Genomic DNA, 25704 nt, shown 5'->3' on the forward strand with positions numbered 1-25704 from the left:
AGTCAGCGCCTCCGCGTGCCTGAAAGCCAGGTGCCGGCGGTGCAGGCTTACCTCGATGCCTATCGCAGCCAGGCCTCGCTGGATGCGCCACGCCCGGTGTCGCTGACGCCATCGACGGTGGCACTTACCGCCTTTCTCAGCCGCGTGCCGGCTGGCGTGCCCACCCTGGCCGGGGATGACGTCGACGAAGTGGTCGACCTCAACGCGCATCTGGTGCTGCCGGGGCATGAGCCCAGCACCTTCATCATCCGCGTGTCGGGCTGGTCGATGATAGGGGCGGGCATCTTCGATGGCGACGAGGTGCTGGTGGATCGCGCGCTGTCGCCGCGACAGGGCGACATCGTGGTGGCGCTGGTCAACAACGAGCTGACCATCAAGCGGCTGGGCAGGCTGGACGGCCATATGGCCCTGCTGCCGGAGAATGCGCACTTCAAGCCCCTGGTTTTTCGTGACGACGAAACCCTGTCGGTCTGGGGCGTGGTCACGCGCTGCCTGCGCACCCTGCGCTGAGGTTGCGCATGGGCCAGGTCGTCGCCCTCGATGCACTGCTTCATGCCCGCCAGGTCTGGCATGGCCGTGCCGCGCCGGTGCCGGACAGCCACCAGCCCACCGGGTGGGCGGCGCTCGATGCAGCCTTGCCGGCCGGTGGTTGGCCCGAGCACGCGATGACCGAAATCCTGTTGCCGGCCGATGGCGTCGGTGAGCTGCAGCTGGTGCTGCCCACGCTGGCCAGGCTTACCCGCGAGTCGCGCAGCGTGATGGTCATTGCACCGCCTTACGTGCCTTGCGTGGCTGGCTGGGAAGCGCGCGGCGTGGTGATGTCGCAGGTGGATATCGTGCAGGCCGGCGAACGTGACGTGCTGTGGGCCGCCGAGCAATGCCTGCGCTCGGGCAGCTGCGCGGCCGTGCTGGCGTGGCCGACGCAGGCGGACGATCGCGCATTGCGTCGCCTGCAGGTGGCGGCCGACACCGGCAAGGCGCTGGCCTTCGTGTTCCGCGATCGCCGCCATGCCATGCAGGCATCGCCGGCAGCCCTGCGGCTGGAACTGGAAAGCGAGCCCGGCCTGCAGGTGCGCATACGCAAATGCCGGGGCGGCAATCCGCCGGCAGGAACCGTGCCGCTCGTCGCCGGCTGGTCGTGAGGAGGGCGGCGCATGTTGTGGGCCTGTGTACTGCTGCCGCGTCTGGCGCTGGACGGTGTCCTGCGGCGGAGGCCGCCTTCGGACGAGCCTCTGGTGCTGGTGAGTGGCCCTGCGCAGGCGCGCGTGGTGCATGCTGCCAATGCTCCGGCGCGTGCGGCCGGGCTCTACCGGGGGCAGCGCCTGGTGGCGGCGCAGGCTTTGCTCAGCCAGTTCGTGATGGTCGAGCACGACCCCGGCGACGAGGCGGGCTGGCATCGCCTGCTGGCTGCCTGGGCCTATCGCTACAGCGCCGAAGTGGGGTTGTTTGCGCATGCGGTGGTGCTGGAGGTCAGTCGCAGCCTCAACCTGTTCGGGCCGTGGCCCCGCTTTGAATCGCTGCTGCGCGACGACCTGCAGGGGCTGGGTTTTCGCCACCGCATTGCCCTGGCACCCACGCCGCATGCGGCCTATGTGCTGGCGGGCGTGCGCGATGGCATGGCGGTGATGACGCCGGATGCCTTGCGTCGCGCGTTGTCGCCGGTGCCCCTGGCGCAGGCGCGCCTGCCGCCGGAGGCAACACAGGCGCTTTCATCGATGGGCGTGCGCACGCTGGGGCAGCTGCTGGCGTTGCCGCGCGCGGGCTTGCAGCGGCGCTTCGATGGCGAACTGGTGGCATGGCTGGGTCGCCTTGTCGGCGACGAGCCCACGCCGATGGAAAGCTATCGTCCGCCGGACAGCTTCGAGCAGCGCATGGAGTGGACGCACGAGATCGAGCACGTCGAGGCGCTGGTCTTTCCGCTGCGCCGATTGACCGGTGACCTGGCCGCCTACCTGGCGGGGCGCGATGGCGGCGTGCAGCGCTTCGAGCTGGAGCTGGAGCATCGCAGCGGGGCGCCCACGCGGGTGGCGGTCGGCATGCTCACGGCTGGGCGCGATGCCACCTTGCTGTTCGATTGCGCGCGTGGCCGCCTGGAGCGGCTGGCGCTGGGGCAGCCGGTGGTGGCGATGCGCCTGGTGGCGCGCGAGCTGCCGCCCTTCGTGCCGGCCGGGCGCGATCTGTTCGATACGCGACCGACGCATGCGGTGCCACTGGAGCAGTTGCGCGAGCGCCTGCGTGCGCGCCTGGGGGAGGCGTCGATCCAGCACTTGCGGCGCACGGTCGATCCACGTCCCGAACGCTCGCAGACCAGTGCGCCCGGTGCGTCGCCGGCGCGTACGGCCCTGCTGCCGCGCCCGACCTGGCTGCTTGACGTGCCCCGGCCGTGGCGTGGTCCGTCGCCCGACATCCTGGCCGGCCCCGAGCGCATCGAGAGTGGCTGGTGGGATGGCGGCGACCTGCGTCGCGACTACTACGTGGTGCGCACCGCGCAGGGTCAGCGTGCGTGGATGTATTGCGCGCCGGGCGAGCAGGGCAACTGGATGCTGCACGGATGGTTCGCATGAGCGACTACGCCGAGCTGCATTGCCTGTCCAATTTCTCGTTCCAGCGCGGGGCGTCGAGTGCGCGCGAACTGTTCGAGCGGGCGAAGCAGTGCGGCTATCGCGCGCTGGCCATCACCGACGAGTGCTCGCTGGCGGGCATCGTGCGTGCCTACGAGGCCTCGCGCGACACCGGGCTGGCGTTGATCGTCGGCGCCGAATTCCAGCTGGAGGATGGCCCAAGGCTGGTGCTGCTGTGCGAAAGCCTGGAAGGCTATACCGCGCTGTGCGCGCTCATCACGCGTGGCCGGCGCATGGCCGACAAGGGCTCGTATCGCCTGTTGCGTGCCGATCTCGCCGATGGCCTGCCGGGCACGCTGGCCTTGTGGTTGCCGGGTGACGAGCCGCAGCACGCGCATGGCAAATGGCTGCGTTCGCTTTTTCCCGGGCGATTGTGGCTGGCCGTCGAGCTGCATCGCGGCCCCGACGATGCGCGTCGCCTGGCGCAGTTGCAGTCCGTGGCCGAGGCCCTGGGCTTGCCGATGGTTGCGACGGGCGATGTGCACATGCATGTGCGCCGCCGGCGCGCCCTGCAGGACGTGATGACCGCGCTGCGCCACCACTGCACGGTGGCCGAGGCGGGCGATCACCTGTTTCCCAATGGCGAGCGCCACCTGCGTACGCGCGAGGCGCTGGCCGCGATCTATCCCGCCAGCCTGATGGCCGAGAGCGTGCGCATCGCCGAGCGCTGTCGCTTCGCCATGACCGACCTGCAGTATCGCTATCCCTCCGAGCTGGTGCCGGAGGGCCATACCGCCACCACCTGGTTGCGCCAGCTGACCGAGGAGGGTGCGCGGTGGCGCTGGCCGCACGGCGTGCCACCCAAGGTGCGCGAGCAGATCGAGCACGAACTGGCACTGATCGCGCAGCTCAAGTACGAGTCGTACTTCCTCACCGTGCAGGAGATCGTGGGCTTCGCGCGCAGCCAGGACATCCTCTGCCAGGGTCGCGGTTCGGCGGCGAATTCGGCGGTGTGCTACGCGCTGGGCGTGACCGCGGTGGATCCGGACAAGACCACCTTGCTGGTCGAACGCTTCATCTCGGCCGAGCGCGACGAGCCGCCGGACATCGACATCGACTTCGAGCACGAGCGGCGCGAGGAGGTCATCCAGCACATCTACCGCAAGTACGGTCGCGAGCGGGCGGCACTGGCCGCCACGGTGATCTGCTATCGCGGGCGCAGCGCCGTGCGCGACGTGGCGCGTGCACTTGGTTTGCCGTCGGACCAGATCGACCTGCTGTCGCGCACCTTCGCGTGGCAGGATGGCGACGACCCGGTCGAGGATCGCCTGCGCGAGCGGGGCTTCGATCCGGACAGCCCACTGCTGCGCCGCGTGCTCGTCCTGACGGCGGAGTTGCGCAATTTCCCGCGGCATCTTTCCCAGCACGTGGGCGGCTTCGTCATTTCCGACCAGCCGCTGTCGCACCTGGTGCCGGTGGAAAACGCCTCGATGCCCGACCGCACCATCATCCAGTGGGACAAGGACGACCTGGACACCATGCGCCTGCTCAAGGTCGACTGCCTGGCGCTGGGCATGCTGACCTGCATCCGCAAATGCCTGGATCTGCTGCGCACGCATCATGATCGCGACATGACCCTGGCGACGATCCCGCCGGAAGATCCGGATACCTACGGGTTGATCCAGTGTGCCGACACCATCGGCGTGTTCCAGATCGAATCGCGCGCGCAGATGGCCATGCTGCCGCGCCATCGCCCGGAGAACTTCTACGACCTGGTGATTCAGGTGGCGATCGTGCGGCCGGGTCCGATCCAGGGCGACATGGTGCACCCTTATCTGCGCCGCAAGCGCGGCGAGGAAGAGGTCACCTATCCCTCGGAGAAGCTGCGCGGCGTGTTCGAGCGCACCCTGGGTGTGCCTCTGTTCCAGGAGCAGGTGATGAAGCTGGCCATCGAGGCCGCGGATTACACGGCGGGCGAGGCGGATCAGTTGCGCCGCTCGATGGCGGCGTGGCGGCGCAATGGCGACATGGAGATCCATCGCCGGCGACTGATGGATGGCATGCTCAAGAACGGTTTCACCCCGGATTTTGCCGCGCGCCTGTTCGAGCAGATCAAGGGCTTCGGCTCCTACGGGTTTCCCGAGAGCCACGCGGCGAGCTTCGCCCTGCTGGTCTATGCCAGCTGCTGGCTGAAATGCCATTACCGCGCCGCCTTCCTGTGCGCCCTGCTCAACGCCCAGCCCATGGGTTTCTACGGGCCCAGCCAGATCGTGCAGGACGCCCAGCGCCACGGCATCAAGGTGCGGCCGGTGGACGTGCGCCACAGCGATTGGGACAACACGCTGGAATCGGATGCCGCCTCGCGTGGCGGCTATGCGCTGCGGCTGGGCTTTCGCCAGGTGCGTGGTTGCCGGCAGGAAGTGATGGAGCGTCTGGTGGTGGTGCGCAGTCAGCGCGATTTCGACGATGTGGCCGACCTGTGCGCCCGCGCCGGGCTCAATCGCCATCAGCAGGAGGCGCTGGCCGAGGCCGATGCGCTGCGTGGACTGGCTGGACACCGCCACCGGGCCCGCTGGGCCATGGCGGGCATCGAGCCGCAGCTGCCGTTGTTCGGTCATGCCAGTCCGGTCGAGGAGGCCGTGGTGCTTCCACCGCCCTCGCAGGGCGAGAACACGCTGGCAGACTATGCACGCATGGGGCTTACCCTGGGTCCGCACCCTCTGCAGCAGATCCGTCCCCGCCTGCGTGCAGCGCACTGCGTGGACTCGCGCAGCCTGCATGCCCGCCCGAACGCCAGTCACGTGCGTGCTGCCGGCCTGGTCACCCAGCGGCAGCGGCCACAGACGGCCAGCGGCGTCACCTTCATCACCATCGAAGACGAGTTCGGGCCGATCAACGTGGTGGTGTGGAGCCACGTGGCGGCGCGCCAGCGGCGCATCTTCCTGGAGTCACGCCTGCTCGCCGTGGACGGACGCTGGGAGCAGGTGGATGGGGTCAGCCACCTCATCGCCCATCGCCTGTTCGACCTGAGCGAGCTGCTGGGCTCGCTGGACAGCCGTTCGCGCGACTTCCACTGAGCGTGGCGTCATGTCGCAGGCTGCCCGGGCTGACCCGTGGCCGCTTCGCATGCGATGATGTCTGGAGCCTACTCTAGGCTTTGCTGGGGAAGCGGTTGAACCGACGCCGGACACCACGGAGATTTGCTGCATGGCTGGCTGTCGCCGCCCTGTGGCTGCTGGTGGCCGCGCCAACGCTGACCCGTGCGCTGCCCCCGGCCTGGGCCTGGCCCGACCTGGGTGCGTGGTGTACCGGGCACGGCCTGAGCGAGCACCATCCGGACGAGCCATCCCGTCCTGATGCCCCGGCCGGCCACGTCGACCAATGCGGCTACTGCGTGCTGCTTGGCCATAGTCCGTTGCTCGGTGGCGGCGCGCCCGTGCTGTGGGTCGTGGCGTGGTTGCCCTCGTTGCCGTTGCCTGCGGTCGAGTCTGCGCCCTGGCATGCGCGGCTGCTGCTCAGCACGAATCCGCGCGGTCCGCCGTCAGTCCTGCCCGCATGATGTGTGCGGGCAGCAGTCGTGCCGGATGAGCACGCTGCCGCCCTTCATCGACGACAGCCGGCATGGGTTGGAGCGTGGCGCGCGCATGCGCCGATGCCCACCCTCGTGACGGCTGTTCGGGCTTGCGCCGCGCCCGTGACGGGGCGGCGACCTACGGATTCATGGACATGTGCTCTTCCTTCTTTCGCGGTGCGGCCCTTGGCCTGCCGCTGACGCTGCTCGCTTCCTCCATCGCCCTGGCCCAGGGCGGGTCCGATGGCGACCCCCAGCAAACGACCGCGACGGACAAGCGCATCACCAGTCTCGACGCCGTCAAGGTGATCGCTGCCACCCAGCAAGGCGTGGCCCCGAGATTTCCCGGCACGTTGGCCAGCGTGCCGGCGGAGCAGGTCGAGGCCACGGTGAACGCGGTCGACGTGGAGGATGCGGCCAAGTACCTGCCCAGCATCTTCATCCGCAAGCGCAACTACGGCGATACCCAGCCGGTGCTCGCCACGCGGACCTGGGGCGTCAATTCCAGCGCGCGGACCCTGGTGTACATCGACGATATTCCGATCTCGGCGCTGATCGCCAACAACAACACCATCGGCGCGCCGCGCTGGGGCATGACCTCGCCGGAGGCGATCGACCACATCGACATGCTGTATGGGCCGTTTTCGGCGGCCTATGCCGGCAATTCGATGGGCGGGGTGATGCGCATCGTTACGCGCATTCCCGACAAGACCGAGGTCACCATCAAGCAGACCGAGGCGGTGCAGTCGTTCGACCTGTATGGCACCCACGGCAACTACAGCACCAGCCAGACCAGCCTCACGGCAAGCGGGCGCAGCGGCAGCCTGGGCTGGTTCTTCGGCGCCAATGCCGCCAACAGCTTCAGCCAGCCGCTTTCGATGATCACCGGCAGCACCACGCCCACCGGCACTGCGGGCACCATTCCGGCGCTCAACAAGCTGGGGCAGGTGGCCAACGTGTACGGTGCGGGCGGCCTGTTGCATACCCGCATGCTCGACCTCAATGGCAAGCTGGTCTACGACATCACGCCGACCTGGCGCGCCACCTACATGGTGGGTTACTGGAGCAACCACGGCCAGTCGCATACCGACACCTACCTGACCGATGCCTCCGGTAATCCCACCTATGGCAAGGTGTCCGGCTTCGCCAGCAATGTCTACCAGCTGAGCGCCCATCACCTGATGCAGGCGCTGTCGGTGAAGTCGGATACCAAGGGCGACTACGACGCCTCGTTCGTGGTCAGCCACTACGACTTCATCAAGGATCACCAGTGGTCGCCCGCCGGCGTCACCAGTGGCACGGAGGTCACCACCAATGGCCGCCTGGCCAGTTACGACGGCACCCAGTGGTCCACGGCCGATGCCACGCTGTTCTGGCGTCCGCAGGGCTACGGCGGCGCGCACGAGGTTTCGTTCGGCGCGCATGCCGACCAGTACGAGCTGGCCAACCCCACCCGGAACCTCGCCAGCTGGCAGGACCCCTCCACCGTCACCACGTTGTATGCAGCCGGCAGCGGCAAGACCCAGACGCAGGCCCTGTGGGTGCAGGACGCATGGCAGCTGACGCCCGCCTGGCTGCTCACCCTGGGTGGCCGCTATGAATGGTGGAAGGCCAGCGACGGCTTCAACTTCAGCGGCAACAAGGCGGTGCAGCAGCCCCGGGAAACCGCGGATGCGTTCTCGCCCAAGGCCACGTTGCAGTGGAGCGTGGCGCCGGACTGGCGCCTGACCGGGTCGCTGGGCCGAGCGGTTCGCTTCCCGACCGTGGGCGAGCTATACCAGCTGGTCGCCACCGGCTCCACCTACAGCGTGCCCAACCCGGACCTTAAGCCCGAGACCGTACGCAGCGGCGAGCTGGCCGTCGAGCACGCGCTGGACCAGGGCCTGCTGCGCCTCTCGCTGTTCCAGGAGAACACGAAGCAGGCGTTGATTTCGCAGACCTCGACCTTGCCCAACGTGGCGGTGCCGGTCACTTATGTCATGAACGTGGGTGAGCTGCGCAATCGTGGTGTGGAGCTGGTGGCACAGAAGGACAACGTGCTCGTCCAGGGGCTGGAGCTCTCGGGCAGCGTGACCTTCGTGGACTCCACCATCCTGTCCAACGACAGTTTCGTCAGTGCCGCAGGCACCACCTCCGAGGGCAAGCATGCGCCCTACGTGCCGCGCTGGCGGGCCACTGCCGTGGCCACCTATCGTCCCAATGCCTCCTGGGCGTTCACGCTGGCCGGGCGCTACAGCGGCAAGCAGTACTCCACGCTGGACAATACCGACAACACGCCCCATGTGTTCGGCGCGTTCGACAGCTTCCGCGTGTTCGACGTGCGCGCGCACTACCAGATCAACGACCACCTGGCCGCGTCGTTCGGTATCGACAACATCAACAATGAGAAGTACTACCTGTACCACCCGTTTCCCCAACGCACCTACGTGGCGGACCTGAAGCTCAGCCTGTGACGGAGCGGGGCGGCACCCGCCGGGTGCCGTCCTCAGTCGAGCAGGATGGGTTCGCTTCGGCCGGGCATGCGCACGTTCACGCCGCGCCCGGCGAGGCATTCGTCCATCGCGTGCATGCCGCGCTCGTACTCGCCATGCACCAGGAAAACGCCGCGCCGCGGGTGTGGCCCCAGCCATGCCAGCAGTTCGTCGCGGCCGGCGTGGGCCGAAAAGCCGTTGATGGTCCAGATGCGTGCGTTGACCGCGATATCCTCGTTGAAGATCTGCACCCGGCGCGCGCCATTGATGATGCGTCGGGCTAGCGTACCTTCGGCGGCATAGCCAACGAACACGACGCTGCTTTTCTCGCGCCATAGATTGTGGCGCAGGTGGTGACGCACGCGGCCGCCGTTGCACATGCCCGAGCCGGCCATGATGATCGCGCCGCCCTCGATGCGGTTGATCGCCATCGAGTCGCTGGTGTCACGTGAAAAGCGCAGGTTGGGCATGGAGAACGGATCCTCGTGGCGCAACACTTCGGCGAACTCCTCGTCGAAGCATTCCGGGTGGCGCCGGAACACTTCGGTGGCCGAGATGGCCATCGGCGAATCGAGGAATACCGGCGTGCGCGGCGGAATGCGTCCCTGGCGGATGCCCTGGTGCAGGTAATAAAGCACCTCCTGCGCGCGCTCGAGCGCAAAGGTGGGGATGATCACGTTGCCGCCGCGGCCAAGCGTGTAGCTCACTGCTTCGTAGAGTTCGTCGATGGAGTCGGGCAGCGCGCGGTGGTCGCGGTCGCCGTAGGTGCTTTCCATCACCACGTAGTCGGCGGGCGGCGCCGGCGTGGGATCGCGCAGGATCGGCCGCCCCGGGCTGCCGAGGTCGCCCGAAAACACGATGCTGCGCTGCTGCCCGTTGTTGTCCAGGCGCAGCTGGATGCTGGCCGAGCCCAGGATATGCCCGGCATCCTGGAATCGCGCCTCGATGCCGGGTACGACCGCCACGGGCTGGTCATAGCCCACGGGGTCGGCGAACTGGTCGAGTGCGCGGAACGCGTCATCGAGCGTGGACAGCGGTTCGGGCGGCGTGTCTCCACGGCGCCGGTCGCTGCGCGCGCTGCGGGCGGCATCTTCCTCCTGCAGGCGGGCCGCATCGAGCAGCACGATGCGCGCAAGGTCCCGGGTGGCCGACGTGGCAATGATCGGGCCGCGAAAACCCTGGCGCACGAGGCGGGGAATACGCCCGCAGTGGTCCAGGTGCGCGTGGGTCAGCAGCAGCGCATCGATGCGCGCTGGTTCGAAACCGAAAGGCTCGGTATTGGCGGCTTCCTCTTCGCGACGCCCCTGGAACATGCCGCAGTCGACCAGCACCTGGTGCTCGCCGCAGCGTATGAGGTGGCACGAGCCGGTGACCTGCTTGGCGGCGCCGTGGCAGCTGTAGAACATCTGGGGACGCATGCTTCCGGCCTCCGTGCAGTGTCGTCGATGGATGGTGGGGAAGCCGGGGTGAACGCCAGGTCGCGGTTGCGTTCAGTGCTGCATCAGCACTGGGATGGGCGAGTGCTGCAGTACCTGGCGGGTGGCGCCGCCAAGCACGCGTTCGCGCACGCGGGAATGGCCGTAGGCGCCCATGGCCAGCAGGTCTGCGCGCAGCTCGGAGGCCTCGTGCAGCAGGGCGTGGCCCGCGTCGTGCGGCGTGACGTGCAGCCGCCGGGAGGTCGGCCGGATGCCGTGTGCCGTCAGGTACTCCAGCGGGTCGAAGCGCGGCGTGTATTCCTGCTCCTCGTCGTCGCGAGGCGTGTCGCCGTCGATCAGGGTGACCTGTGAGGCCATGCGCAGCAAGGGCAGTGCGGCGTGCATGGCGCGCACCGACTCGATCGATCCGTTCCAGGCCAGTGCCACATGTGCGAAACGGGCCGGTCCGGCGCGTTCCGGTGGCAGGATGAGGCTGGGTGCCCTGCACAGCAGCAGGGCCTCGCCGAGTACGTCGAACAGTGCGCCCTCGTCCAGCAGGTTGCGCTCGATCACCACCAGGTCGTGCCAGGCGCACAGCCGGCGCAGCATGGCGGCGATGCTTGCGCGGGCAACCAGCCAGCGCGCGTGGGCCACGCCATGCTCGCGAGCGAGTACGAGGAAGGCGTCGCGATCGTCCGGATTGCATTGCGGGCGATCGACCAGCAGGGCCAGCACCGAGGCATCTTCCTCGCCTCCATGCAGCATGCGCAGTGAACTGTCGATGTAGCATCCGCTGACCCCGGCGCCAAAGCTGGCGCCGAGGCTCAGGGCCACGTGGGCCGCGGGGCTCCACGGCGTGGTGGAGGTGATCAGGGCCAGCACATCGGACGGTGCATTCATGGTTGTCACAACGCCAGGGTGTGGATGGCCTGCGACGGATCGGTCGGATCCAGTCGGCGTTCGAAGCCTAGCCGGCGCGCCAGGATGCGCATGGAGTGGTTCGAGGCGGCATCCAGCGAGATCATGCGGGTGAAGCCATGCAGGCGCGCTTCATCGATCAGCCGGCGCATGAGCAGTTCACCCAGTCCCTTGTGCTGCCAGTCGTCGGTCACCGTCACCGCACATTCGCACACCCCGGGTTCATCGGTGGCGCTGAAGCGGCTGACGCCGACTTCGACAGGACCGTCGCCGGTATCCGCCACGGCGATGAGGGCGATGCGGCTTTCGTGGTCGACATCCATCAGCTGGTCGATCAGGGCGCGGCTGGGCTGCCTGAAGTCACACAGGAAACGTTGCCGCCGCGTGCGCGGAGACAGGCTCAGCAGGAAGGCCGTCTCCAGTTCACGGTCCTGTGCCTGCAGGGGGCGGATCAACACCCGCGAACCATCATGCAGGCATTCCCAGCCAGGATCGGCAGCTATCGGTTGAGGGGCGGCGCCAGGGCCGGCGGACAAGGAAAGGAGCAGTGACATGACGACCTCCGTACGAATGACGGTGGCCAGGGTCGATAGGTTGGCCTGACGATGGCCTATCGACCGCGTGGCACCTGCTGACACTTCTAGGCCCGCCCGGCTGACGCGGATTTGATCCAAATCAATCGTGGCGGGCGTCGAATGTCGCAGGCCTCAATTGCAGACCAGCACCGGAACCTCGCTGCGCAGCAGCACCTTCTGCGTCTCGCTTCCCAGCAGCAGGCGGGTCATGCCGCGCCAGCCGTGCGAGCCCATCACGATGAGGTCGCACTGCTTGTCCTTGGCGGCCTGCACGATGGTTTCGTGGGGCTGCTCGCCGAATACCGACGAGCCCTCGAAGGGTACGCCGGCCTTGTCGGCCAGTGCGCGCACGTCGGCCAGGTAGCGTTCGGCGTTGGCCTGGGCCTCTTCGTTGTAGGCGAACTCCGTCGCGGCAAGGATGGCGCCCATGTAGGCGATGGTCTGGAACGGCGAGATCACATGGATGGCCGAGACCTTGGCCTTGCTCAGCTGGGCCAGTTCGATGGCGGTGCGCGCCGCGCGGGTGGACAGTTCGGAGCCATCGATGGGGATGAGTATGTGCTTGAACATGGAGTTCCTCGTTGGATGCCGCCTTGGCGGGGAGGTGACCGGTCCTGCGGTGAAGGCAGCAAGCCTCGCGCAGGAGACGTGCAACGGCCGTCATTGCCATGGCCGCCGAACATGGATTCAGGGTAGGGGTATGGCGCCCCGGACAGGGGTCGGGGCGTCAATCCGCCGCGCGGCATCCTGCCCGGAGGGTTGGTCGTGCACGCCGCGCAAACACTCGGGCGCTACACTGCTTGCAGGCGACGCCATGGGAGGCATTCACGATGTTCCAGCGCATCCTGCTGCCGGTTGATGGTTCCGAGCACGCACTCAACGCCGTCAATACCGGTATTGCACTCGCCGCCCGCCTGCAGGCGCAGGTGTTCGCGCTGCACGTGCTGCCGCCCTTGTCGGCGGTGTCTTATGTATCGGAACTGATCCAGTCGAAGGCTTGCTACACCGATGTGGCCAGGGAGCGCGCGCAGCGCTACCTGGACGAGGTGGCTACGCGTGCAAAGGCCGTGAACGTGCCTTGCGAGGGCGAGTACGTATTCGACCTGCGTCCCTACGTGGCGATCGTCGCTGCGGCGGTCAAGCACCAGTGCGACCTCATCGTCATGGCCTCGCGTGGCACCAAGGGCTTCGAGCGCATGTTGCTCGGCAGCGAGACGCACAAGGTGATGCTCAGCTGCGATGTGCCGGTGCTGGTCTGCCACTGAGCCCGGCGGCGGGTCAGATCTGGTCGGCAGGCGGTACCAGGTGGTATTTCACCTGGATGGCGTCGAGGCGATCGCATACCCAGCCATGGTCGCCGGTACCCGCACTGGCCTGGACCTTGTCGGCCAGGCTCATGAAGGCCGCCCAGAAGTCCTCGGGCTTTTGTTTGTCGCGCACGAGGCGTGGCACGGCCGCGTCCACGGCATCCAGCATCTGGTCGAGTTCGGCGTGCGACTTGGACATGGCGCGAGCCTACTCCCGGGTGGCATGAATATCCCGCGAAAGTCTTACCCAAAGGGTCACGCTGGCTTAACGGCTGTCGAGGCAGCTTGATTGTCCCCACCGGCGAAGAGGCGGTGTCATGATGGACTGGGAACGCGAAAACGACCTGTTGTCCCGCGCCTGCGACGAGTTGCTCGAACAGAATTCGGTGTTGCAGCAGGAGATCGAGCTGCTTCGCGCCCAGCTACGCCGTCACCCGGCAGGTGAATTGCAGATCCGTGAAGCCCGTCGCCAGATGGAGGAGTGGCTGGAAGCGGCGCATGGGCATACGCCGTTTCCCACCATGGCCCGTGAGGAAGCCCGGGCCGTCTAGCCCTGCTCGATTGCCAGCATGATCTTGCCGACATGCTCGCTGCGCTCCAGTGCGCGGTGGGCCTCGGCGGCCTGTTCGAGTGGGTAGACCTGGTGGATCAGTGGCCGGCAGCGGCCTTGCGCGAGCACCGGCCATACCCGCTCATGCAGGGTGGCGGCAATGGCGGCCTTTTCCTGTGACGTGCGCGGGCGCATGGCGGAGCCGGTAATGATGGCGCGCTTGTGCATGATGCTGGCGAGATTGACCTGGTCGGCCGTGCTGCCGCCCAGGAAGCCGACCAGCAGCAGGCGGCCGTCCATCGCAAGCGCAGCCATGTTCCGCTCGAAATAGCTGGCGCCCATGATGTCCAGGATGATGTCGGCGCCATGGCCATGGGTGCGCGCCAGCACCACGTCGGCAAAAGCCTCCTGCCGATAGTCGATGGCTTCGCCACCCAGCTCGCGGATCGCGGCGCACTTGGCCGGGCTGCCGGCGGTGGCGAAGGCGCGCAAGCCAAATTCACGACAAAGCATCAGCGCGGTGGTGCCGATGCCGCTGGTGCCGCCGTGGATCAGCGCGATATCGCCGGGTGCGGCCCGCCCGAGCTGGAACAGGTTGGCCCAGACGGTGAAAAAGGTTTCCGGGATAGCCGCGGCCTGCAGCAAGGTCATGTTGGCCGGAACCGGTAGCGCCTGGCCGGCGGGCACGACGCAGTACTCGGCATAGCCACCGCCATTGGTGAGCGCGCATACCGCATCGCCCATGGCGTGGCTGTCTACGCCATCACCGAGCGCCACCACCGTGCCCGCCACCTCGAGGCCGGGCGTGGGATTGGCGCCGGGCGGGATGGGGTAATGGCCGGCGCGCTGCAAGGCGTCAGGCCGGTTGACGCCGGCCGCGGCGACCTTGATGAGCACCTCGCCGTGGCCAGGATGTGGCGTGCGCACCTGGCGGGGCTGCAGTACGCCGGGGTCGCCGTACTCCGTGATCTGGATTTCGGTCATCGTGTCGGGCAGCGGTGTCGACATGGGTGGCTCCTGGGGCTATCCGGTGGGGACGGGAGCCACATGATGACGCCGCCGGCGCCGGAACCACCAGACCAGGCTGAATGTGATGGCCGCCAACAGCAGCACGGTGGCGATGCCGGCGATCTGCAGCATGCGCGTCTGGCTGTACATCACGTAGGCGCCGGATTGGCTGTAGATGCCGTTGAAGCCCGCAAGCATGGCCGGAAGCTGTTCGAGGTCGCTCTTGCCGAGCGGCAGGGCGCGTTCGTCGGGGTGGATGCTGGAGCCCAGTGGCTCGCTCTGGCCGTGGCGGTCCAGCTCGATGTGTCCGCCGAGTATGTAGCTCAGCGGCCGGTTGCGAACGAACTCGAGCAGGCGTTGCGCACTGGCCCGGTCGGCTGCTGCATCGTCGATGATCAGTCTGCCAGGAAGGAAGAAGTCACCGGTGAACAGCAAGCCGGTCGAGCGATCGTAGTAGGAGACATGCGACGGGTAGTGTCCGGGCGTGGGAACGACGTCCACCACACGGCCGCCCAGGTCGATCTCGGCGACGTCGTCGGGCCAGTGGCGGAAACCGAACGCGTCGATCACGTGGGGCAGATCGGTCGCCGTGACGCGCGTATCCGGCAGCGCGGCAAACTGTGCATCGCCGGCGCGATGATCGAGATGGCCGTGGGTATGCACCACGAGCAGCGGCATGCGCCTGCCCTGCACCGAGGGCAGCAGTCCGGTGACGGTGGCGGCCAGTGGCACCTTGGCGGGGTCGGTCACGTCGCCGGTATCGATCAGCAGGGCGCGCGAGGAGCCGATCAGCAGGTAGACGAATGGCGCCTCGTAGGTCTGGCACAGGCCTTCGCGCAGGATGAAGGTGTGGTCGTTGTAGCGGTGGACTTGCAGCGGGCGCGTCGGGTGGGCCTTGCAATCGGTGCTGCCTGGATCCCACTTAACGTCCATCGAGCCGGGTGCCAGTTGCGCCCGCAGCGGCGGAGCCAGCCCGAAAAGCATCAGCCACAGCAGGATCAGGGGGATTCTCATGCTCGCCTCGCGGGTATCTCGGACGGGATGGCATGGCGCCGGGGCGCCATGCGGTCTGGGTCATCCGATGCGAAGGTGCGGGGCTTGGTTTAAGCGGTCGGTCCGGCGATGGCCACCCCTGTTCAGGGTTGGTTGGGTGGCATGGCCGGCGTCGACGGGTCGACGAAGGCCCTGTCCATCCGTTGGCTCAGCCAATGCGCGACATCGGCCAGGGGGCAGGCATCGCGATCGGCGCAGGGTGGCAGGCGCAGGGTGTGTTGCACCAGGCTGTCGTCCGCGCGCAGGTCGGCCTGCCGCAATGCTTCCAGCGTTGGCATCCAGCTGCTGATGCGTACGGCATAACCCTGGCGCGTGCGGAGCAGGTCGAACACCAGGGCGCCGCCAGGTGGGTAGTCGTCCGGCTGGCGTGCATCGTGCCAGTCGATATCGAGCAGGCCGCCCAGGTTGGCGAGATTGGTGTCGTGCGCCACCAGCAGCACCGCCCGCACCTTGCGTGGCACCAGTGGTGCAACGTTGGGCGTAGCGCCGGCCGCCTGCTGCAGGGTGGCGAGAATGTGCGCCAGCAGGTTGGAGCCGGCCTGCGCGGCGGCCGGCATGCTTTTCTTGGCCAGCGCGAACTGCGCGTTGTGCAGGGTGATCAGGCGACCGATGGTGGCGTTGTCGCCTGCGCCCCAGGCCACCTGTGGTGGCGGAAAGCCCTGGGCGTATTCGAGCATCAGGTTCTCGCTGAGGCTGCCGGCCTGCTTGAGCGCCCTGGCGCGCGTGGCATCGTCGTCATGCGCCGGGTCGAGCAGCAGCTTTCGCTGGTGGGCCCGTGCATCGGCCATGCAGGCCTCGCCCTGGCAGCCGAGCAACAACGATTGCAGTTCGGTCAATGCGGCCGGCGGCCACTCGGTCGGGATGGGTGCCGCACCGTCGTCATCCTTGCCGCCGTTCTTTTCGGCGAAATGAAACAGCGGGTTCGCCTGTGTCGGCTCCTGCGCGAGATAGCTGCCGGGGCAATCGGGTGACAGTCCGTGCAGCAGGGCGGCACCGCTGGCGCGATTGCGCGGCGTGCTGTCGGCGATCACCTCGATCTGGTCGCGCGTCTGGCAGCTCCCGGACCACAGGCCGTCGCGCGCGAACAATGCCCGGTAGCGCCGGCCGAGCGCGACCAGGCCCTGTTCCCCATGTTCGGTGAGCATGCCGGGCGCCACCGGCCATGCGACCCACGGGCGATTTGCATAGGGGGCCAGCTCGGCCGGTGAACCGGTGGGCGAGCGCACGCCGTGGCGCAACACCACGATGCGCGCCACCGGCGTGTCGGCCGCCTGGGCGAAACCGGTCGCCGGCAGTAGCGTCAGACCAAGGCCAAGCAGCATGCCGAGACGGATCATGCGAGGCGGCATCACAGCTTCACCGACAGGTCGAGGAACACGCCGCGCCCTGGCAGGCCGAAGAACAAGGGGGCGCCACTGACGGCCTGCGTGCCTGCGTAGCCGGTGATCTTGTGCACGTTGAACAGGTTGTTGATGTCCATGCTCACCGAGTAGCCCTTGGCGCCCCAGGGGCCGTGGTCGGAGCGGTAGCCTAGGGCGGCGTCGGTACTGAAATAGCTGCCGATCGGCTGGCTGTTGGCGAACACGATGTTGCCGTTGGCACCGGTGGTGTTGTCCACGCCATATTGGCGACCGGCGAACTTGCCCATCAGCGAGCCGAAGTAGCCGAGCGGGCTGCTGTACAGCACGCCCAGCGCAGCCGTGACCCTGGGTGTGGCCGCGACGTGCACGTCGGAGTTCTTGTAGGTGGCGCGGTTGTAGCTGGCGTTGCCGTACAGGCTCAACGTCTGCGTCAGTGCGTAGGTGGCCTCGGCTTCGGCGCCCTTGTAGATCGCGCCGCCAGCATTGATGTAGGCGTTCTCGTTGCCGTTGGATGTGGCGACCTGGGTTTCCGCCAGGTAGTTGCTGAAGTTGATGTAATAGACGTCGGCGCCGAAGGTGAACTGGCGCGTGGCGTAGGCCGTGCCCAGCTGGTAGTTGGTGGTCTGCTCGGGCGACAAGGGCTTGGAGCCGTTCACCTCGATCACGTCGATCGGGGGTGCCAGAAAGCCCTTGGCCACCTGGGCATAGGCGCTCCATTGGTCGCTCAGCTTCTCATGCGCGCTCAGCGAGGGCAGGGTGGCATGGTAGGTTGCCTCGGCATACGAAGGCGTGGGTGGCGACACCTTGTTGAGCAGCGCGTTGAGCTGGCGAGTCACTTCGGAATAGCGCACGCCGGGGCTCAGCGTGAAGCTGTCGGTGATGTTCCAGTCGTACTGCACGTACGGCTGCACGGTGTCGGTGCGGTCATTGAACTGATAGTTGTAGAGCGGGCCGTACTTGGTGCCGCTCTGCTGGCCGGTGGTGAGGTCCAGCGGATACTGGTAACGCGCATCGAGGTTGCGCTCCAGCCAAACGCCGGTCTGGAACTCACCGGGGCCGAGCTCTCGCGCCAGTCGCAGCACGTCGCCAAAAGCATGGAAGCCCGAGTCGGACAGTTTGCCCGGCACGTCGGCGGCTACTTTCTTCAGCTTCTTGCCCTTGGCGTCGTAGAACGTCACCCCATTGTCCAGCGGATTGTTGTCGCTGGCATCGCTGGTCTTGCGCGCCCAGTGGTCGAAGGTATTGAGATAGACCTTGTTGTCCACGTCCCAGTCGCCCAGCTTGCTGGTCAGGCCCAGGTAAGTGAAGCTCGAATAGTAGGCTGCGTTGTTGTAGCCCTTGTAGGACTGCAGGTCCGGGTTGTCGGTAAGCCCGTAGCGCCAGCCGTACTCGGCGATCTCCTGCTTGGTGGCGCCCTGCACGGTGTTCTGGTGTTCGCGGTTGTAGCTGGTGACGAAGGTCAGTTCGGTCGCCTCGCCGAGCTGGGTGATGGTCTTGATGAAAACGTGCTCGCGGCGATCATCGGTGCCCTTGAGGTAAGTGTCGCTGGACTCCTTGGAGATGTCCGCGAACAGACGCGTGTGCTCGCCGATTTGCTCGTCCGCACTGACGCCGCCTGCGCGCGTATTCCAGCTGCCAATGGTGAAGTAGGGCGTGATGCCTGGCGTGTCGCTGGGTTCGCGCGAGCGCAGCGCCACGGTGCCGCCGAAGGTCGCGTTGCCGATGGTGGCTCCGCCGCCCGGGCCGCGGTCGATTTCAGCCTGGCCCAGTACGTGGTTGTTGAAGTAAGCGGATGTGGTGTGGTGCAGGTCGCTGGCATCACCGAACGGGATGCCGTCGAAGGTGATGTTGAATTGCCCATCCTGGAAGCCGCGGATGCTGATGCCCTCGTTCTTGCCCAGGCCGGGACCCTCCGGCGAGGTGACGGTGACGCTCGGGGCGTACTTGATGATGTCGTCGAAATTGGCGTTGAAGCGCAGGCCGTCGCGAATGAAGCGTTCGTCGATCACTGAGGTCGGCTGCACTGCATCGAGGGGAGCCGCGCTGGGTGCCAGCGTATCCACCGCATTGGCGTGCACGCTGATGGGCGCCAGGTCACGGGTGCCGTCATTCGTGCTGATCGGCGGCAGGCCGCGCGACGCCGTCGCGTCCGCGGCCGCCGCGTTTCCCGTGGCGGCCTCGCGCACGATGGTGACCGTGGTCGGGGTGACGAAGCGGTAGCCCAGGCCGGTGCCCTTCAGCAGCTGTGCCAGCTGCTGCCTGGCATCCAGTCCGGCGGCGGTGCCGCTGCTACGCAGGCTGTCGGCGATGTCGGCGCCGTAGACGATCTGCAGCCCGCTGCTGCGCGAGAACTGGTCGAGCGCCTGAGTCAGCGGCATCGGCGCGATGGCCGGGGCGGGCGAAGTGCCCTGGGCTGCCAGGAGGGGCGAGAGGGTGCTGCCGAGCAGCAGCGCGATCTGGAGGGGAAGCAGTTTCCGCATGGTGCATCTGGCCTTCGATAGAGGATGGTCGGACGGCGACAGCAATCGCTTGTCGCCGTGGCATGACCCTCTACGAGTGCGCGGCGCCTGCGGCGGGTACCGCTTTCTTCGTGAATTTTTTCTTACAGCCGGGCCGAGTGCGTGGCCGTGTGCGTGGCGTCGACCACGCGAATGTCGTCGTTGCCCCGGATCACCTGCACGTTGGGCAGCGTGCGCAGGTAGGCGATGAACGCCTCCATGTCGCGCGAATGAAAGCGGCCGGAGATGCGCGTGGCGCCGATGCGGGCATCCTCGATGCGCAGCGGGTAGCTGCTGTAGGCATTGAAGCGCCGTGCCACCTCGGCCACGCTGGCGCGCTCGAAGCGGATGTCGGCAGGCAGCCATGCGGTGCTGCCGGCCAGGTCGGCCTTGGGGTCGACCAGATCCAGCGAACCGTCGCGGTGCGTGATCGCCTGTTGACCCGCGGTGAGGTCGGCCAGCAGCAGGGGTAGGGTGTCGTTCGCCTGGCTCAGCTGGACGCGTCCACTGATGACGGTGACACGTGCGCCGTCGTCGTCGCCGCGATGGACGTCGAACACCGTGCCGATGTCGCGCAGCTCATTGGCCCCTGCACGCACGAGCAACGGGCGCGCGGGGTCGTGGCCGGCATCGAACAGCGCGCCGCCTTGCAGGACATCGATCCTGCGGTTGCGGTTGTCGAAGCTCACCGCCACCAGGCTGCCGCGATCCAGCTGTACCTCGGTCCCGTCGGGCAGGGATACGGCGCGCAGCGCGTCCGGTGATGTCGCGTAGATATCCCATGCATGCAGCGGTGCGCCGACTTGGGCGCTGGCGCCGAGCAGCAGTACCACCGCGGCCGCGGCGGCCTGGGCGAGCACTGCGCGCCACGGACGGCGGAGTGGCTCGATGGGCGTGGAGCGGGGCTCCTGGCCGCGGTGCAGTTCAATGACCGGGCTTTCGCGCACGGCCAGTTCGCAAAGCTGGTCGCCGCTCAGGGGGTCCAGGGCGCTGGCGGCGGCAAGGTCCCCGTGCAAGCGGGCGATGGCGAGATATTCAGTGACGTGCAGAGGTGATTGGCGCAGCCACGCCAGGAACTGTTCCTGCTGCCCCGGGTCGAGGCCGTCGTGCTGGTCGAGATACCAGGTGGCAGCCTGTTCGGTGGCGCGGCGCTGGCGCTCGGCGGCTTCGCGGTGGCGGGCGAACTCAGTCATAGCGGGCCATCCCGCTGCGGCAGGCTGCCAGGGCTTTGACGATGTACTTCTTGACCATGTGGGTGGATATGTCGAGCCGTTCGCCGATTTCGCGATAACCGAGTTCGTCGCGGTAATGCATCACCAGGACCGCTCGGCATTTGGGCGTCAGTCGCCCGATGATCTCTGCCAGGCGCTGCCGGCGCAGATTGCGATCGACGCCCGCCGCTGCATCGCAGGGCGTGGCCAGTCGCTCGATCACTTCCTCCAGCTCGTCGCTGCCCAGCGGATGGCGCTGCCGTCGCGCGGCATGCTCCTTCAGCAGGTTGGCCGCCACGGTGAACAGGTAGGCCTCGGGGTTCTGGATCGCCTCGCCACTGCCGCGGTCGGTGCGCAACAGGCGCAAATACAGCTCTTGCACGAGATCCTGCGCGTCCCAGGCGTGGGCCGTGCGCCGGAGGAAATAGCGGTTGAGCGTGTCGTGCTGTTCATGGAACAGCCGCGCCAGCCCCGAGGTGGAATCGACGGTCACGTGCACTCGCATCGCCGTCGACGTGGGTCGTCGGCAGGATGTCCAGGGCCTTCCGAAGCTAGCGGCGTTTTGTGACGGTTGTGTGAAGGCGGCTTAGCGAATCGCGGTGCCGCCCGGAGTTCCGCCAGCGGCGCGCAGCGAATCATGCAGCAGCAGGGTGACGACAAGCGTTCCCTCGTGCTCGCGCAGGTGCAGCTGGCCGCCATAGATCTGCGCGCGATCGCGAATGGAGGCGATGCCCAGGCCGCTGGCTCCAAGCAGGCTCATGGCCTGCCGCCACGGCTCAGGCGCGAGGTCGGGTCCCGCAGGGGCGGTGGCATGCATCCCGCTGAGGCGCATCACGACCCAGCGCTTCCCCCGGGTATGACCGCCCCTGAGTTGCAGTTGGACGTGTTGCATCGGACCCTGCGACAGGACGTGTACCAGCGCCTCGCAGGCCAGGCGATACAGCGCCATATGTACATCGGGCGCGAGCTGGCTCAGTCCGCGCCCGGTGAGTTCGCACTGGTAGCTGGCGCCGCTGGCGTGGATGGCCTGCGCGAAGGGGCCGTCGCGAAGCGTGGCCGGCACGCCGCGCTCACGCCAGCCGCGTGGATACAGTGCATTGGCGAGTCGGTGCATTTCATGTTGCGCCATGGCCGCCTGGTGCTTGTAAGTGCGCTCTTCGCTCGGGGGGAGTGCGTGGCGCAGGCGCTCGAGCAGGCGCTGATGGTTGTCAAGGATGCTGCGGCCGATGCGTTCGAGTGCGTCGGCCGCCTGGCGCAGGCGCAGCTCCTCCAGGTACATGCCCTGCTGCGCCAATTGAAAGCCGCGCAACGTGTCGGAGTGATCGGCCTGGGTCGAGTGGTCCTGGTGGGCTATGCGCGAACCGAGCAGCAGCAGGGTGCTGGCGGCAAAGGCGATCAGCGCTTGTGCCTGGATGACGCCGGGGTCCTGCAGGACCGATGAAGTGAAGGTTACGGCCAGGCTGGCCAGGCTGCCGCCGATGGCGGCGCCTGGCCAACCGTGGCGTGAGGTCAGCCATACGACGGGCAGGAACATGGCTATGCGAAACACCTGCATGCCATCGCCCTGACTACTGAATGCCAGGCTCAGCAGCACGAGCAGCGGCACGAGGCCGCCGATGACGCAGTCCCGCAGCAGTCCGCTGTTCCATGCGGGTGCGCTGGGTGGCTTCAACAGCCACAGATAGGCCGCCATCACTGTCGGAACCACTGTGAGTGCACCGAGGTAATCGCCAAGAACGAAGCCAAGCAGGATGCGCATATCGATGGCCGTCGCCATGCCTATCGATGGTGTTTGCGCGGAGGTCAGCACGATGGCGTCGTCCAGCGACATCAGTAAGGCGCCGGCCAGCATCAAGCCCAATAGCGACGGCATGTCGAGTCTGCCGTCACTGCGAAACAGGCGGCCATGGCGCCGCGCGAGGGCGACCAGGATTGCCAGGGGTGCCATCGGTGGCATGGTTGACGCGAGCGCCCAGCGCCATCCGAAGGTGTCGGCGTTGCTCCATGCATAGCCGGCGAGTGGCAGGCTTTCGCCCAGGATCAGCGCAGGCCAGTACCGGTAAGGTGCAAGCAGCAGGCAGGCCATGCGCAGTCCAGCGGCAAGGCTCAAGTGGGAGGAGGGCATTCCGCGCAGCATGGCGTTGGCGATCGCGTAGGACATGCAGGCAAAAAGATGGCGGCCCCAATGGCGATGCCAGGTCGCTTTCTCCATCGTGTTTCTTCCCCCATCGGTTGCGCGGTTTCGTGGCTGTGTGGCCGCGGGAACCATGGGCGACCGGCATCGGGTCGCGCTCGTGTGTGGCATGCCATTCATGCCTTCGATCATCCGGATCGCTCGGCGTGGGCTACATTTTCTTATCGAGCCGGGATGTCCGGCCCGTGTCAATCGTAACGGCTGGCGCTTGCCGGGTGGGTGGTGACCCTCGCGTGGGGCCGCGTTGCGAAGGAGTGCGGTTGTTTCACGCTGCCTGTGCGCGATCGCTGCTGATCTCCACGCCCTCGCGCATGGCGCGGGTTACCGGCGTGTTGGCCACCACCTCCAGCAATCGATGCCATTGCTCTTCGCTCAAGGGTTGGTCGGAGTACAGCGTGCGATGCACGTGCAACCTGTCGTTTTCGTCGCGCGTCAATTCGAGTTCGGCACGGAACTCGCCCAGGTTCCAGCCCTTGTGCTGCGCATACATGCGAAGCGTGATCGCGGTGCAGGCGGCGAGCGAGGCCAGGTAATAGTCGAATGGCGCCGGAGCCGCGCCCTGGCCGCCGAGCTTGACGGGTTCGTCGGTATCCAGGGCGTAATGGCCGGCCTGGATGTGGTGCAGGTAATTGCTGTCGGTCGAGACGACGGCGGCGGATGCGATGCGTGGCATGGGCGTTCCCTCGAATGGCAAGCATGGGGTTGCAGCCTAGAGGGCGTTGTCCCGATCGCCAAGCCCACCCCGGTCAATCGGCCCGGTTGCAATTGGACAAAGGTAGAGGGTGTGTAGGCCCATTGTCGCCGTGCTGCGCGATGCGTCTCAGGCGATGGAGCGATATAATTGGTCTCCGTGCACACTCCCCGTTTCATGCCTGGCTGCCCAAGGCCCGGCGACGCCACTCTCCGCCCGTCTTGCGCGCCTGTCGGCAGCGCACACCGGGGTGGCAAGCCTCGCTGCCTGCTCACGCCGGCCCGCCTTCCATTCGGATGATCCCCATCATGCGTTCTACCGCACTCTCCGCCACCATTGCGTTTTGCCTGGTCCTCACTGGTTGCGTGACCAGTCGTGGCCTGCACACCACGGGCACCATGACCGACCCCGACAAGCTGGCGTCCGAGCGCAGCCTGGCGGATACCCGGCTCAGCCCGGCCGCGTGGCCGGCGCAGGATTGGTGGGTGGGCTACAACGATCCGCAGCTCACCGCGCTGATCGAAGAGGCGCTGAAGAACAACCCGAGCCTGGACCAGGCCCAGGCGCGCGCCCGCCAGGCGCAGGCGGTGGCGGAAAGCGTGAATGCCGGGCGCATGCCGCAGGTGGAGGCCAATGCCTCGATCACCGGGGCGTACCTGTCGAAGAAGAACCCGATCTATCCCGAGTACGTGCTGGGCACGTTTGCGTGGAGCAAGTCGATCGGCACCGGGTTCTCCTGGGATCTGGACCTGTGGGGAGGCAAGCGTGCCGCATGGGAGGGCGCGCTGGGCCGCAGTCGTGCAGCCGAGATCGACGTGCACGCCGCGCGTATCGAACTGTCGGTGAACGTGGCCCGCGCTTATGTGCGCCTGGGTTATGCATTTGCCGAAAAGGATGTGGCCGAGCAGGAGCTCGCGCGCGCCACGAGCACGCTCGATGTCACCCGCAAGCTGGTGGCGGGCGGGCTCGATACCCCGCAGCAGGAACACCTGGCCGACTCGCAGGTGGCGGGCGCCGAGCAGCAGAAGGTGGCCGCCGACCGCGCCATTGATGCCGCGCGCAGCAGCCTCTCCGTGTTGCTGGGCGCAGGCCCGGATCGCGGCCTTGCCATCGAACGTCCGCACATGGCGGATCTTGGCCCGGCGGTGCTGCCGGACAAGCTGCCGGTCGACCTGATCGGCCGGCGCGCCGACCTGGTGGCGGCGCGGTGGGAAATCGAGGCGGCCAACAAGGACATCAAGGCGGCCAAGACCGAATTCCTGCCGAACATCAGCCTGTCGGCGATTGCCGGCTTCATAGCGGTGGGCGGCAGCACCAATGTGCTGCAGCTGCCGGCGCGCAACTACGCGTTTGGTCCCGCGCTCAGCCTGCCGTTGTTCGACGGTGGCCGCCGACGCGCCGAACTCACGGTGGCCGATGCCGAATACGACGCCATGGTGGCGCGCTACAACGGCCTGCTGATCGCTGCGCTCAACGATGTTTCCGACCAGGTGTCGGCGCTCAACTCGGTGCGCCAGCAGATCGTGCTGGAGCAGCGTTCGGTGGATGATGCGCAGAAGAGCTGGGACGATGCGATGAAAGCCTATCGCGGCGGCCTCAAGGGTCCGCTGACGCCGCTCACCAGCCGCCAGCAACTGCTTACGGCCCAGCAACGCCTGGCAGCCCTGCAGAGCGAACAGGCGGACATTTCCGTGCGCCTGATCGAGTCGCTGGGCGGCGGTTTCGATGGCAGTGCCGATGTGGCGCAAATCGAGTCGGCCGGCGACAAGCAGGCCGCGGCGGCCAAGGACAGCCCGCGCTGATATTCAAGGGAATGCATGAAATTCGAGCTGCAGGAGATCGACCAGCCCACCGGGGCTGACCGCGAAGCCATCGCTACGCCGCTGCGTGCGTACAACCGCAGCCAGGTGCCCGATCTGGACATTCGTCCGCTGGTGATTGCCTTGCGCGACGAGCAGGGTGCGACCATCGGCGGCCTGTGGGGCGAAACCGCTCTGGACTGGCTGCACGTGGATCTGCTGGCGGTGCCCCAGTCCCTGCGTGGCCAGGACGTGGGCACGGCGATGATGCAGCAGGCCGAGTCCATCGCCCGGGCCCGCGGCTGCGTTGGCGCGTGGCTTGACACCTTTGCGTTTCAGGCACGCGGGTTCTACGAAAAGCTCGGTTATTCGGTGTTCGGCGAAATTCCCGATCACCCGCGCGGCGGTGCGCGCTACTTCCTGCGCAAGCGCTTCTGAGCAGGGCCCGGCGCCTCGCTGAACGAGGCATCCCGGGGCCTGTCGCGGCACTGGAATCATCGGTGCCCGCCCATATCTCGTAA

Annotated in this window: 23 protein-coding genes; 10 read left to right on the forward strand and 13 right to left on the reverse strand. The window is 67.1% G+C overall.

What is annotated here, in order from left to right:
* The first annotated feature begins 15 nt into the window (after positions 1 to 15).
* The 6 genes from DVU99_RS13175 to DVU99_RS13200 all read left to right on the forward strand — a co-directional run bounded on the left by DVU99_RS13175 (position 16) and on the right by DVU99_RS13200 (position 8585).
* Positions 16 to 510 carry a LexA family transcriptional regulator gene (locus DVU99_RS13175; protein WP_232823604.1) on the forward strand — a complete coding sequence of 165 codons (495 nt, stop codon included), beginning with the start codon at positions 16 to 18 and terminating at the stop codon, positions 508 to 510.
* A gap of 8 nt (positions 511 to 518) precedes the next feature.
* Positions 519 to 1142, forward strand: a complete 624-nt coding sequence (gene imuA, locus DVU99_RS13180; protein ID WP_114240690.1) for a translesion DNA synthesis-associated protein ImuA — start codon at positions 519 to 521, stop codon at positions 1140 to 1142.
* Between the two features lie 12 nt (positions 1143 to 1154).
* The gene (locus DVU99_RS13185; protein WP_114240691.1) at positions 1155 to 2564 is read left to right on the forward strand and encodes a DNA polymerase Y family protein; all 1410 of its coding nucleotides are present in this window, start codon (positions 1155 to 1157) and stop codon (positions 2562 to 2564) included.
* Positions 2561 to 5638, forward strand: a complete 3078-nt coding sequence (locus DVU99_RS13190; protein ID WP_114240692.1) for an error-prone DNA polymerase — start codon at positions 2561 to 2563, stop codon at positions 5636 to 5638. Before DVU99_RS13185 ends, DVU99_RS13190 begins: the two co-directional genes overlap by 4 nt.
* A 95-nt stretch (positions 5639 to 5733) precedes the next feature.
* Entirely contained in the window at positions 5734 to 6120 is a 387-nt protein-coding gene (locus DVU99_RS13195; protein WP_157971436.1) for a DUF2946 domain-containing protein, read from the forward strand.
* A gap of 167 nt (positions 6121 to 6287) precedes the next feature.
* On the forward strand, positions 6288 to 8585 hold the full coding sequence (locus DVU99_RS13200; protein ID WP_114240694.1) for a TonB-dependent receptor: 2298 nt from the start codon (positions 6288 to 6290) through the stop codon (positions 8583 to 8585).
* Positions 8586 to 8617: 32 nt separating this feature from the next.
* Here the strand turns inward: DVU99_RS13200 and DVU99_RS13205 are convergent, their stop codons facing one another.
* The 4 genes from DVU99_RS13205 to DVU99_RS13220 form a co-directional block, all read right to left on the reverse strand.
* Positions 8618 to 10021, reverse strand: coding sequence for an MBL fold metallo-hydrolase (locus DVU99_RS13205; protein WP_232823605.1), 1404 nt, complete (start codon positions 10019 to 10021; stop codon positions 8618 to 8620).
* Positions 10022 to 10093: 72 nt separating this feature from the next.
* Positions 10094 to 10918 carry a universal stress protein gene (locus DVU99_RS13210; protein WP_114240696.1) on the reverse strand — a complete coding sequence of 275 codons (825 nt, stop codon included), beginning with the start codon at positions 10916 to 10918 and terminating at the stop codon, positions 10094 to 10096.
* A gap of 5 nt (positions 10919 to 10923) precedes the next feature.
* A complete protein-coding gene (locus tag DVU99_RS13215) occupies positions 10924 to 11490 on the reverse strand; it encodes a GNAT family N-acetyltransferase (protein ID WP_114240697.1) in 567 nt (188 codons plus the stop codon).
* A 153-nt stretch (positions 11491 to 11643) separates the two neighbouring features.
* Entirely contained in the window at positions 11644 to 12081 is a 438-nt protein-coding gene (locus DVU99_RS13220; RefSeq protein ID WP_114240698.1) for a universal stress protein, read from the reverse strand.
* Between the two features lie 260 nt (positions 12082 to 12341).
* Here DVU99_RS13220 and DVU99_RS13225 point away from each other — a divergent pair, with 260 nt between their 5' ends.
* Positions 12342 to 12776, forward strand: coding sequence for a universal stress protein (locus tag DVU99_RS13225; RefSeq protein ID WP_114240699.1), 435 nt, complete (start codon positions 12342 to 12344; stop codon positions 12774 to 12776).
* Between the two features lie 13 nt (positions 12777 to 12789).
* Here DVU99_RS13225 and DVU99_RS13230 read toward each other — a convergent pair whose 3' ends face one another.
* Positions 12790 to 13017: a hypothetical protein gene (locus DVU99_RS13230; RefSeq protein ID WP_114240700.1), complete on the reverse strand. Its 228-nt coding sequence runs from the start codon at positions 13015 to 13017 to the stop codon at positions 12790 to 12792.
* 118 nt (positions 13018 to 13135) lie between these two features.
* Between DVU99_RS13230 and DVU99_RS13235 the strand changes: the two genes are divergently transcribed.
* Complete coding sequence (locus DVU99_RS13235; RefSeq protein WP_114240701.1) at positions 13136 to 13369, forward strand: hypothetical protein; 234 nt, start codon at positions 13136 to 13138, stop codon at positions 13367 to 13369.
* Here DVU99_RS13235 and DVU99_RS13240 read toward each other — a convergent pair.
* The 8 genes from DVU99_RS13240 to DVU99_RS13275 all read right to left on the reverse strand — a co-directional run bounded on the left by DVU99_RS13240 (position 13366) and on the right by DVU99_RS13275 (position 23357).
* Positions 13366 to 14376, reverse strand: coding sequence for an NAD(P)H-quinone oxidoreductase (locus DVU99_RS13240; protein WP_114240702.1), 1011 nt, complete (start codon positions 14374 to 14376; stop codon positions 13366 to 13368). The two genes, DVU99_RS13235 and DVU99_RS13240, sit on opposite strands and share 4 nt — an antisense overlap.
* A gap of 15 nt (positions 14377 to 14391) precedes the next feature.
* Complete coding sequence (locus tag DVU99_RS13245) at positions 14392 to 15390, reverse strand: MBL fold metallo-hydrolase (protein ID WP_114240703.1); 999 nt, start codon at positions 15388 to 15390, stop codon at positions 14392 to 14394.
* 122 nt (positions 15391 to 15512) lie between these two features.
* Entirely contained in the window at positions 15513 to 16766 is a 1254-nt protein-coding gene (locus DVU99_RS13250; RefSeq protein WP_157971437.1) for a histidine-type phosphatase, read from the reverse strand.
* 11 nt (positions 16767 to 16777) lie between these two features.
* Entirely contained in the window at positions 16778 to 19270 is a 2493-nt protein-coding gene (locus DVU99_RS13255; protein WP_114240705.1) for a TonB-dependent receptor, read from the reverse strand.
* Between the two features lie 122 nt (positions 19271 to 19392).
* Positions 19393 to 20481: a FecR domain-containing protein gene (locus DVU99_RS13260; RefSeq protein ID WP_114240706.1), complete on the reverse strand. Its 1089-nt coding sequence runs from the start codon at positions 20479 to 20481 to the stop codon at positions 19393 to 19395.
* A complete protein-coding gene (locus tag DVU99_RS13265) occupies positions 20474 to 20992 on the reverse strand; it encodes an RNA polymerase sigma factor (protein WP_232823606.1) in 519 nt (172 codons plus the stop codon). The genes DVU99_RS13260 and DVU99_RS13265 overlap by 8 nt, the downstream gene beginning before the upstream one ends.
* A gap of 93 nt (positions 20993 to 21085) precedes the next feature.
* Complete coding sequence (locus tag DVU99_RS13270) at positions 21086 to 22711, reverse strand: MASE1 domain-containing protein (RefSeq protein ID WP_157971438.1); 1626 nt, start codon at positions 22709 to 22711, stop codon at positions 21086 to 21088.
* A 247-nt stretch (positions 22712 to 22958) separates the two neighbouring features.
* The gene (locus DVU99_RS13275) at positions 22959 to 23357 is read right to left on the reverse strand and encodes an OsmC family protein (protein ID WP_114240782.1); all 399 of its coding nucleotides are present in this window, start codon (positions 23355 to 23357) and stop codon (positions 22959 to 22961) included.
* 335 nt (positions 23358 to 23692) lie between these two features.
* Here DVU99_RS13275 and DVU99_RS13280 point away from each other — a divergent pair, with 335 nt between their 5' ends.
* Both DVU99_RS13280 and DVU99_RS13285 read left to right on the forward strand, forming a co-directional pair.
* Positions 23693 to 25186: an efflux transporter outer membrane subunit gene (locus DVU99_RS13280; RefSeq protein ID WP_114240783.1), complete on the forward strand. Its 1494-nt coding sequence runs from the start codon at positions 23693 to 23695 to the stop codon at positions 25184 to 25186.
* A gap of 15 nt (positions 25187 to 25201) precedes the next feature.
* Positions 25202 to 25621, forward strand: coding sequence for a GNAT family N-acetyltransferase (locus DVU99_RS13285; RefSeq protein ID WP_114240708.1), 420 nt, complete (start codon positions 25202 to 25204; stop codon positions 25619 to 25621).
* Positions 25622 to 25704: the final 83 nt, after the last annotated feature.

The sequence above is a fragment of the Dyella sp. C9 genome, assembly GCF_003332825.1.
Classification (GTDB): Bacteria; Pseudomonadota; Gammaproteobacteria; order Xanthomonadales; family Rhodanobacteraceae; genus Dyella.

Bases quoted from the DNA above. Each gene is read 5' to 3' on its own strand.
- imuA (WP_114240690.1), top strand. From the start codon at position 519: ATGGGCCAGGTCGTCGCCCTCGATGCACTGCTTCATGCCCGCCAGGTC.
- DVU99_RS13185 (WP_114240691.1), top strand. From the start codon at position 1,155: ATGTTGTGGGCCTGTGTACTGCTGCCGCGTCTGGCGCTGGACGGTGTC.
- DVU99_RS13190 (WP_114240692.1), top strand. From the start codon at position 2,561: ATGAGCGACTACGCCGAGCTGCATTGCCTGTCCAATTTCTCGTTCCAG.
- DVU99_RS13200 (WP_114240694.1), top strand. From the start codon at position 6,288: ATGTGCTCTTCCTTCTTTCGCGGTGCGGCCCTTGGCCTGCCGCTGACG.
- DVU99_RS13205 (WP_232823605.1), bottom strand. From the start codon at position 10,021: ATGCGTCCCCAGATGTTCTACAGCTGCCACGGCGCCGCCAAGCAGGTC.
- DVU99_RS13210 (WP_114240696.1), bottom strand. From the start codon at position 10,918: ATGAATGCACCGTCCGATGTGCTGGCCCTGATCACCTCCACCACGCCG.
- DVU99_RS13215 (WP_114240697.1), bottom strand. From the start codon at position 11,490: ATGTCACTGCTCCTTTCCTTGTCCGCCGGCCCTGGCGCCGCCCCTCAA.
- DVU99_RS13220 (WP_114240698.1), bottom strand. From the start codon at position 12,081: ATGTTCAAGCACATACTCATCCCCATCGATGGCTCCGAACTGTCCACC.
- DVU99_RS13225 (WP_114240699.1), top strand. From the start codon at position 12,342: ATGTTCCAGCGCATCCTGCTGCCGGTTGATGGTTCCGAGCACGCACTC.
- DVU99_RS13230 (WP_114240700.1), bottom strand. From the start codon at position 13,017: ATGTCCAAGTCGCACGCCGAACTCGACCAGATGCTGGATGCCGTGGAC.
- DVU99_RS13235 (WP_114240701.1), top strand. From the start codon at position 13,136: ATGATGGACTGGGAACGCGAAAACGACCTGTTGTCCCGCGCCTGCGAC.
- DVU99_RS13240 (WP_114240702.1), bottom strand. From the start codon at position 14,376: ATGTCGACACCGCTGCCCGACACGATGACCGAAATCCAGATCACGGAG.
- DVU99_RS13245 (WP_114240703.1), bottom strand. From the start codon at position 15,390: ATGAGAATCCCCCTGATCCTGCTGTGGCTGATGCTTTTCGGGCTGGCT.
- DVU99_RS13250 (WP_157971437.1), bottom strand. From the start codon at position 16,766: ATGATCCGTCTCGGCATGCTGCTTGGCCTTGGTCTGACGCTACTGCCG.
- DVU99_RS13255 (WP_114240705.1), bottom strand. From the start codon at position 19,270: ATGCGGAAACTGCTTCCCCTCCAGATCGCGCTGCTGCTCGGCAGCACC.
- DVU99_RS13260 (WP_114240706.1), bottom strand. From the start codon at position 20,481: ATGACTGAGTTCGCCCGCCACCGCGAAGCCGCCGAGCGCCAGCGCCGC.
- DVU99_RS13270 (WP_157971438.1), bottom strand. From the start codon at position 22,711: ATGGAGAAAGCGACCTGGCATCGCCATTGGGGCCGCCATCTTTTTGCC.
- DVU99_RS13280 (WP_114240783.1), top strand. From the start codon at position 23,693: ATGCGTTCTACCGCACTCTCCGCCACCATTGCGTTTTGCCTGGTCCTC.
- DVU99_RS13285 (WP_114240708.1), top strand. From the start codon at position 25,202: ATGAAATTCGAGCTGCAGGAGATCGACCAGCCCACCGGGGCTGACCGC.